The sequence below is a fragment of the Mycobacterium gordonae genome (genome assembly GCF_002101675.1).
GTDB classification, from domain to species: Bacteria; Actinomycetota; Actinomycetes; order Mycobacteriales; family Mycobacteriaceae; genus Mycobacterium; species Mycobacterium gordonae.
In genome coordinates this window covers 1-7064 of record NZ_LQOY01000021.1, presented here as the reverse complement: position 1 = coordinate 7064, position 7064 = coordinate 1, and the positions used below count along the sequence as shown (strand labels likewise).

The window sequence follows — 7064 nt, the reverse complement described above, 5'->3', positions numbered from 1 at the left end:
GCGCGCACCCCGACCCGAACACCCCACCACCAAACCCAAACCCAAAGCCCAACAAAACCCCGCCGCCCAATTCGCCATCCTCTCGCGCCGCTACCTGGCCGTCATCGCCGCCGACCGCCAATACACCCTGTTCCTGCTGGCCCTGCCCCTGCTGCTGAGCCTGTTCACCTACGCCGTCCCCGGCGACGCCGGACTCTCCCTAGCCAAAGCGATCGAGAAGATGTCGACACAACCCGGTCAACTCCTGGTGTTGCTGATCATCGGCGGCGCGCTGATGGGCTGCGCTTCCTCGATTCGGGAGATCGTCAAGGAGCAGGCGATCTACCGCCGCGAACACGGCATCGGACTGTCCGGCGGCGCCTACCTCGCCTCCAAACTCGCCGTCCTGGGCGCCATCACCACCGCTCAGGGACTGATCCTGGGCCTGCTCGGGGTGGCTTTCCTACCCCCACCGGACCAGTCGGTGGTGATGCCCTGGCCCCGGATCGAGGTGGCGGTTGCGGTCGTGGCCGTGACCGTGGTGTCGATGATCCTGGGCCTGCTCATCTCGGCTCTGATCAGCAACGCCGACCGCGGCATGCCCCTGCTCGTACTGGTCGTCATGGCCCAACTCGTGCTCTGCGGCGGCATGTTCCCCGTCAAAGACCGCATCCCACTGGAACAACTGGCCTGGCTCTCCCCCTCCCGCTGGGCCTACGCCATGGCCGCCTCGACCGTCGACCTCAACGATCTGCGGCGAACCGCCGGCGGAGATCAGGACCCGATCTGGGACTTCGACGTCGGTAGCTGGTTGATCGCCGCGACGGCCTGCGCCGTGCAGGCGGTCGTGCTGGTAGCCCTCATCGTGCTGCTGCTACGGCGCATGGGGCCGCAACGAAGGGCCAGGAAGTAACCCCGCCGGCCGTCACCGAATACGCTGGTGATGGCCCCAACCTGCATCACGTGGTTTGCGCCTCTACCAGGAGGTTGTTGATAGTGTCGGCGACGTTGGTTGATTGGGAGGATCAGCGATGAGCGACACGCAGGGCTCGCGTGTGGGGTCGATGTTCGGGCCCTACGAACTCAAGCGGTTGCTGGGCCGCGGCGGGATGGGCGAGGTCTACGAGGCCGAGCACACCATCAAGGAGTGGACGGTGGCCGTCAAGGTCATGACCGCCGAGTTCAGCAAGGACCCGGTGTTCCGCGAGCGCATGAAGCGCGAGGCCCGCATCGCCGGGCGCCTGCAGGAACCCCACGTCGTGCCGATCCACGACTACGGCGAGATCGACGGCCAGATGTACCTCGAGATGCGTCTCATCGAAGGCATCGATCTGGACAACGTGCTCAAACGCTTCGGCCCGCTGACCCCGCCGCGCGCGGTCGCGATCATCACCCAGATCGCCTCGGCGCTGGATGCCGCCCACGCCGCCGGTGTCATGCACCGCGACGTCAAACCCCCCAACATCCTGGTCACCCGCGACGACTTCGCCTACCTGGTCGACTTCGGCATCGCCAGCGCCACCACCGACGAAAAGCTCACTCAGATGGGCACCGCCGTCGGGACGTGGAAATACATGGCGCCGGAACGGTTTTCCAACGACGAAGTCACCTACCGCGCCGACATCTACTCGCTGGCGTGCGTGCTCTACGAATGCCTGACCGGCGGTCCGCCGTACCGCGCCGACAGCGCCGGCTCCCTGGTCACGGCGCACCTGATGAACCCGGTGCCGCAGGTGAGCACCGCGCGGGCGGGCATCCCCAAAAGCTTCGACGCGGTCATCGCCCGCGGCATGGCCAAGAAACCCGAGGACCGCTACGCCAGCGCAGGTGACTTGGCACTGGCCGCCCATGAAGCGCTCAGCTCGCCCGACCAGGACCACGCGGAGAACATCCTGCGCCGCAGCCAGGAGGCCACGCTGCCCGGCCCGCCGACCGCGTCGTCGCCACCCACCATGCCGGCCTCGGTAGCACCGCCGCAGCGCCCGAGCCCGCCCAGCACACCGCCGCCACGGCCTCCGGCACCCCCGTACGGCGGTGGATCCGGGCCGTCGGGGCCTGCGGGTCCGCCGCCCCAGCAACAGCGGCCGGCCGCGCCGTCCGGTCATCCCGCGTGGACCCCGGTCAGTGGCCCGATGCCGGCGTCGGGTCCGCAGAACACTCCTCAGTACCACCAGAGCGGCGGTTGGGGCGGCGGACCGCCCAACACACCGCTCTCCTCCGGCCCGATCCCGTCGGGCTGGAACCAGGGCAATCGGCCGCCGCCGGCCAAGCGCAACCCGTGGCCGATCGTCGCCGCCGTCGCCGTCGTGCTGGTTCTGGTCGTGGGAGGGGTGGTCATCTGGCTGGCCACCCGCCCCGGACCGGGGACCAAATTGAAACCCATTGCCGAAGACCGGCTGAGCTCGCTGCTGCTGAGCACCTCGGAGGTCAATGCGGTGATGGGTTCATCGCGAATGCAACCCGGCAAACCCATCACGACGATGGACTCCTCGCCGGCCACGCTGTCCATCCCGGACTGCCTGGGCGCCATGTACGGCAGCCAGGGGCCGGCGTACGCCGGTAGCGGCTACACCGGGATCAGCGGACTGGTGTCGTCCGAACCGGGCGATAGCCACGACCACTGGGTGAACCAGGCCGCCATCGCATTCCCCACCGCCGACAAAGCGAAGGCTTTCCTGCAGACCTCCCTCACCAAGTGGAAAGGCTGCGCGGGCAAGACGGTCACCGTCACCAACTCGGGCGAGACCTACCGGTGGACGTTCTCCTCGGTCCAAGGCACCTCGCCGAGGATCACGGTGACGGACGCTCAGGAAGGCGCCAACGGCTGGGAATGCCAGCGGGCGATGGAAGTGGCCAACAACGTGATCGTCGACGTCAACGCCTGCGGCTTTCAGATCACTGACCAGGGCGGCCAGATCGCCGACAAGATCATCGCCAAGGTCAACAAGGAGAAGTAGCGCCCGGTACCAGCGCTACCCGGTACCCCTTGCTACCCGGACAGATCGGGTCCCTCGGCGCGCACATCGTCGACCGCCGACATGGCGTCGCGCAGCTTGGCCAACCACTCTTGGGTGTGCTCACCGACCAGCTTGACCGACCAGGCCAGCGCGTCGGCGCGCGATCGTGCGACGCCCGCGTCGACCAACGTGTCGAGCACCTGACGTTCGGGTTGCTTGAGGCGCGTCATGACCGGTACGGCGATGTGGGTGAACAGGATCCGCTCGCCATTCACCTCAACGCCCCAAGAAACTTTGCGTCCGTAGCGCTCCTGTGCCTCCTCGGCGATGGCCATCCGCTCCGGGCGGGTTTCTTCGCGGAACCGCGAGACCCGTCCCTCGGCCCGGGCGGAGCTCTCGTCGGCACTTTCCGGCAGCTTGCCGACGACGGTGATCTCCTCGCGATCGACGATGACCGTGGGGTCACCGTCGAACCATGCTTCAGGAAGGCGGCCGGCGAACCACTCTGGCGCACCGCTGGCATCGGGCTGCTCGGCCTGCTGCCAGCCCCCGGGACGCCCTTGGCGGCGCCCATGATGATGATGAAGTTTCATGATTACATGATTACACCGTTGCATGCGTTAGTGAGTAAGTTTTCGCTGGCGGCGAAACGCTACCCAATGGTGAGCAGTTGCTCCGGACTGCCGGAAACCGTTGCCATCGGCCAGGCACAGTTGTATTTTTAGGAGCGAAGCAGGCCCGGAAGTGACCGAATTTCAAGCGCCGGAAGAAGGGTGAAAAACGGCCGCGTAAGACCCGCAGTAGTCGAGTCGACAGCGCCCCCGCGAGTCACGCCGGGCCTGCCCATATCTGCCGGGGCCCTCTTGGCGAGCAGACGCAAAAGTGCCCAAAATTGCTGTCCGGCAGGGGCTTTTGCGTCTGCTCGCGCGTTAGGCGCGGCGCACCCGAAAAAGTTTGGCTTCGTTTTTGATGCCTTTGAGTCGGCGGGCGCCGGCGAACGACCACCGGAAACCCGCCTCCTCGCCGATGGCGTCGCAGACGGCATCGGTCGCCAGCACGGTGCCCGGGCGGGCTACCCCGGTAACCCGGCTCGCCGCGTTGACGGGGCTGCCGAACCAATCCCCGGCCCGGCTCACCGCCATACCTGAAGCGACGCCGGCACGAAGACGCGGAAAGTCGTTGTCGTTGTCGACCACGTCGACCAGCTTCAGCACGGTGTCGAGCAACGGCGCCGGTTCGGGACAGACGAACATCACCGCGTCGCCGATCGTCTTGATGAAGCGCACCGGCGGAGCGGTCAGGTCCCGGGCCAGGTCTGCCAGTCGCCCGGCGAGCTGGCTCAGCTCCTCGGCGGAGACCACTTCGCCCAGTTTGGTGAACCCGACGAGGTCGGCGAAGGCGACCGCTACCGGGCGGGCTCCGGGCAACGGCTTGCCCGCGGCGCGCTCGCCGGCATTGACGGCTTCGGACTCCATCATGTGCCGCAAATGCAGGAACAGCATCTGGTGGATCATCGGGCCGAGCAACGGCGCGATCTGGCTGATCAGCGCCTTGGATCCCTGCGCAATCTGCACCTCGGTGGCGCCCGGCCGGATGATCGCCGACAACGCGGTATACCGCATGACCTCGGCCGCGTGGGACAGCCCGTCGGCGAGCACGCGCACCACGGCTATCACTTGATCGGGGTTTAGCCCCAGATCCACGAACCGCTGGGCGAACGCCGCCGCCTCACCGTCGGCACGCATGTGCACGACCGCGTCCGGGTCGTCCACCCGGGCTAGTCCGATGGCCCGCTGTACCCGTTGCAGCAGTTCCAGGTCTATGCCGTAGGTTTCGCTGATCTCGCGTGCGGACACGTAGGTGCCGTCGTCGCCGATGATGTGGCGCGACGCCAGCAACAGCGGAGGATTGGCCGTTCGGATCTCCTCGGCGGTAACACCCTGTTCGAGCAGCCAGCGCACCAGGTCGGCGCGCTCGGCGCGCGCTGGGCCTTCGAGTCCGTTGAGCAGGTCATCGATGTTCGGGTCGTCCGTGCGATCGGCCACGTCATCCACGTTAGAGCCCTGGCCGCGCGATCATGTGAGGTGATGACCGAACCGCTGCTGCATGGGCTCCCACCGGTGATCGACGGCCGCGCCGAGCTGTTGATTCTGGGGTCCTTCCCCAGCGTCCGCTCCCTCACCGACCGGCAGTACTACGCCAATCCGCGCAACGCCTTCTGGTCTATCACCGCCGAATTGTTCGACTTCGACTGCGGGGCAACATATTCCGATCGTCTGGCAGCGATGCAGGCCCATCGGGTGGCGCTGTGGGACGTGCTGGGCAGCTGCCGCCGGGCGGGCAGCGCGGACGCCGCGATCGAGTCGAAGACCCTGGTGGTCAACGACTTTGACTGGTTGTTCGCCACCTATCCCGGGATCACCCGGGTGTACTGCAACGGCGCGGCGGCGGCCAAGCTGTTCGAGCGGATGGTGGCGCGCCCGGCAGCCGTGAGCTGCCGCCGGCTGCCCTCGACCAGCCCCGCCCATGCGGTCTCGCGGGCGGCGAAACTCACCGCCTGGTCCGAGCTTGTCGACTCATGACACCGGCGGTCGCCGGTGCGCCCATGGCCGGGCCGCTTCGATCTGCGCGGACAACGACAACAGCGTCGCCTCGTCATACGGCCGGCCGACCAGTTGCACCGACATCGGCAGGCCGTCGTCGTCGAAATCCCACGGCACCACGGCCGCGGGCTGGCCGGTGAGATTCCACACCTGCTGATAGGGAACCCGCTGGCCAACCAGCAACAGCGTCGACACACCACCCCGCCGCTGGTAGGCGCCGATGCGGGACGGGCCGGCAGCGGTGCCCGGCGTGATGACCACGTCGACGTCGTCGAAGATGGCCTGGATCCGGGTATCCAGACCCGTCTCGGCCGTGCGCAGCGAGGCCATCGTCCGATCGGAGAAGAACGAACCCAGGCGGGCGATGGACCGGGTGCGTCTTTCGAGCCGCTCAGGGTGGGCCATGGCATCCGCATCGTCGCTGATCCCGCGCAGGAACCGGGGCAGGTAATTGGCATACAGCGAGGGCGGGTAGGCGGGGTCGCGCACAATCACCTCATGGCCGAGATCGCGCAGCAACGCCCCGGCCTGCTCGACCGCGGTCAGCTGCGCCTTGCCGACGCGCGCAGGCATTGGCGTAGGCACCTTGGTGCTCAACGCAATTCGCAGCTGGCCGGGCGGACGTGCGGCGGCGGCGGCGAACTCGCCTTCCGGGCCGGGCACGGTATTGGTCGCGTCGAGAAGCAGCGCGGCATCAAGTACAGAGCGTGCGATCGGGCCGTTGACGCTCAACCCCTGCCACGCGTCGTCGTGCGGTTCCAACGAGATGCGGTCGCGTTGCGGCTTCAGCCCGAACAGACCGCACCAGGTAGCCGGGATCCGGATCGACCCGCCGCCGTCGGAGCCCAGGGCCAACGGCGCCAGGCCCGCGGCGACCGCGGCAGCGCTGCCGCCACTGCTGCCGCCCGGGGTGCGACGTGGATTCCAGGGGTTGCGGGTGGCGCCGAAGGTGAGCGACTCGGTGAACGGCATGATCATCAGCTCCGGCACCGAGGTCTTGCCGATGATCACCGCACCCGCCGCGCGTAGCCGCCGCACCACTTCGCCGTCGTCGGTGACCGCCGGTCCGTGCGCGCCGCTGCCGCAGGTCGTCACCTCTCCGGCGACGTCGACATCGTCCTTGATCGCTATTGGCACACCCAGCAGCGGCCGCCGCTCGCCGGCGTCGAGCCGTTGCTGGGCGATCTCGGCTTCCTCGCGCGCCGCGTCATAGCGCACCACCCGGTAGCTGCGCAGCTCGCTGTCCAGCTTCTCGATCCGCTGCAGGTAGAGCTCGAGGAGTACCGGGGCGTCGATGTCACCGTCGGCCAGCATCCGCGCTTGTTCGGCCGCACCGGCGAACGCGAGATCGCGAGGGTCCACCGGCGCAGCGTATCTCGCGCCTGTCGTGATGGCGGTGACCAGCTTCGCCCGCGTGCGCCGAACGTGAACTGACGGCGAAGAAGGCGGCTCAATGTCAAGTGGTTAGTGCAACGCGGTTAGGCGGCTTGATCGAGCAGGGCTGCTAAGCGTTGGGCGGGGGTGT

The 7064-nt window shown here is 67.6% G+C and carries 6 protein-coding genes; 3 read left to right on the top strand and 3 right to left on the bottom strand.

Annotated elements, in window-relative coordinates; translation table 11 throughout:
• Together AWC08_RS03855 and AWC08_RS03850 are read left to right on the top strand one after the other, a co-directional pair.
• Positions 1 to 892, top strand: an 892-nt coding sequence (locus AWC08_RS03855) for an ABC transporter permease (protein WP_142283395.1), incomplete at its 5' end; no start/stop codon positions are given.
• Between the two features lie 118 nt (positions 893 to 1010).
• Entirely contained in the window at positions 1011 to 2936 is a 1926-nt protein-coding gene (locus AWC08_RS03850) for a serine/threonine-protein kinase PknH/PknJ (RefSeq protein ID WP_085087384.1), read from the top strand.
• 32 nt (positions 2937 to 2968) lie between these two features.
• On the opposite strand, the gene AWC08_RS03845 is transcribed toward AWC08_RS03850, so the two are convergent.
• Both AWC08_RS03845 and AWC08_RS03840 read right to left on the bottom strand, forming a co-directional pair.
• Positions 2969 to 3529 carry a hypothetical protein gene (locus AWC08_RS03845; protein WP_069434629.1) on the bottom strand — a complete coding sequence of 187 codons (561 nt, stop codon included), beginning with the start codon at positions 3527 to 3529 and terminating at the stop codon, positions 2969 to 2971.
• Between the two features lie 336 nt (positions 3530 to 3865).
• Positions 3866 to 4990, bottom strand: coding sequence for an adenylate/guanylate cyclase domain-containing protein (locus AWC08_RS03840; protein WP_065133003.1), 1125 nt, complete (start codon positions 4988 to 4990; stop codon positions 3866 to 3868).
• 33 nt (positions 4991 to 5023) lie between these two features.
• Here AWC08_RS03840 and AWC08_RS03835 point away from each other — a divergent pair, with 33 nt between their 5' ends.
• Positions 5024 to 5518: a DNA-deoxyinosine glycosylase gene (locus AWC08_RS03835; RefSeq protein ID WP_069434630.1), complete on the top strand. Its 495-nt coding sequence runs from the start codon at positions 5024 to 5026 to the stop codon at positions 5516 to 5518.
• On the opposite strand, the gene AWC08_RS03830 is transcribed toward AWC08_RS03835, so the two are convergent.
• Positions 5513 to 6901: an amidase gene (locus AWC08_RS03830; protein WP_065133002.1), complete on the bottom strand. Its 1389-nt coding sequence runs from the start codon at positions 6899 to 6901 to the stop codon at positions 5513 to 5515. The genes AWC08_RS03835 and AWC08_RS03830 overlap by 6 nt on opposite strands.
• Positions 6902 to 7064 lie beyond the last annotated feature (163 nt).

Bases quoted from the DNA above. Each gene is read 5' to 3' on its own strand.
- AWC08_RS03850 (WP_085087384.1), top strand. From the start codon at position 1,011: ATGAGCGACACGCAGGGCTCGCGTGTGGGGTCGATGTTCGGGCCCTAC.
- AWC08_RS03845 (WP_069434629.1), bottom strand. From the start codon at position 3,529: ATGAAACTTCATCATCATCATGGGCGCCGCCAAGGGCGTCCCGGGGGC.
- AWC08_RS03835 (WP_069434630.1), top strand. From the start codon at position 5,024: ATGACCGAACCGCTGCTGCATGGGCTCCCACCGGTGATCGACGGCCGC.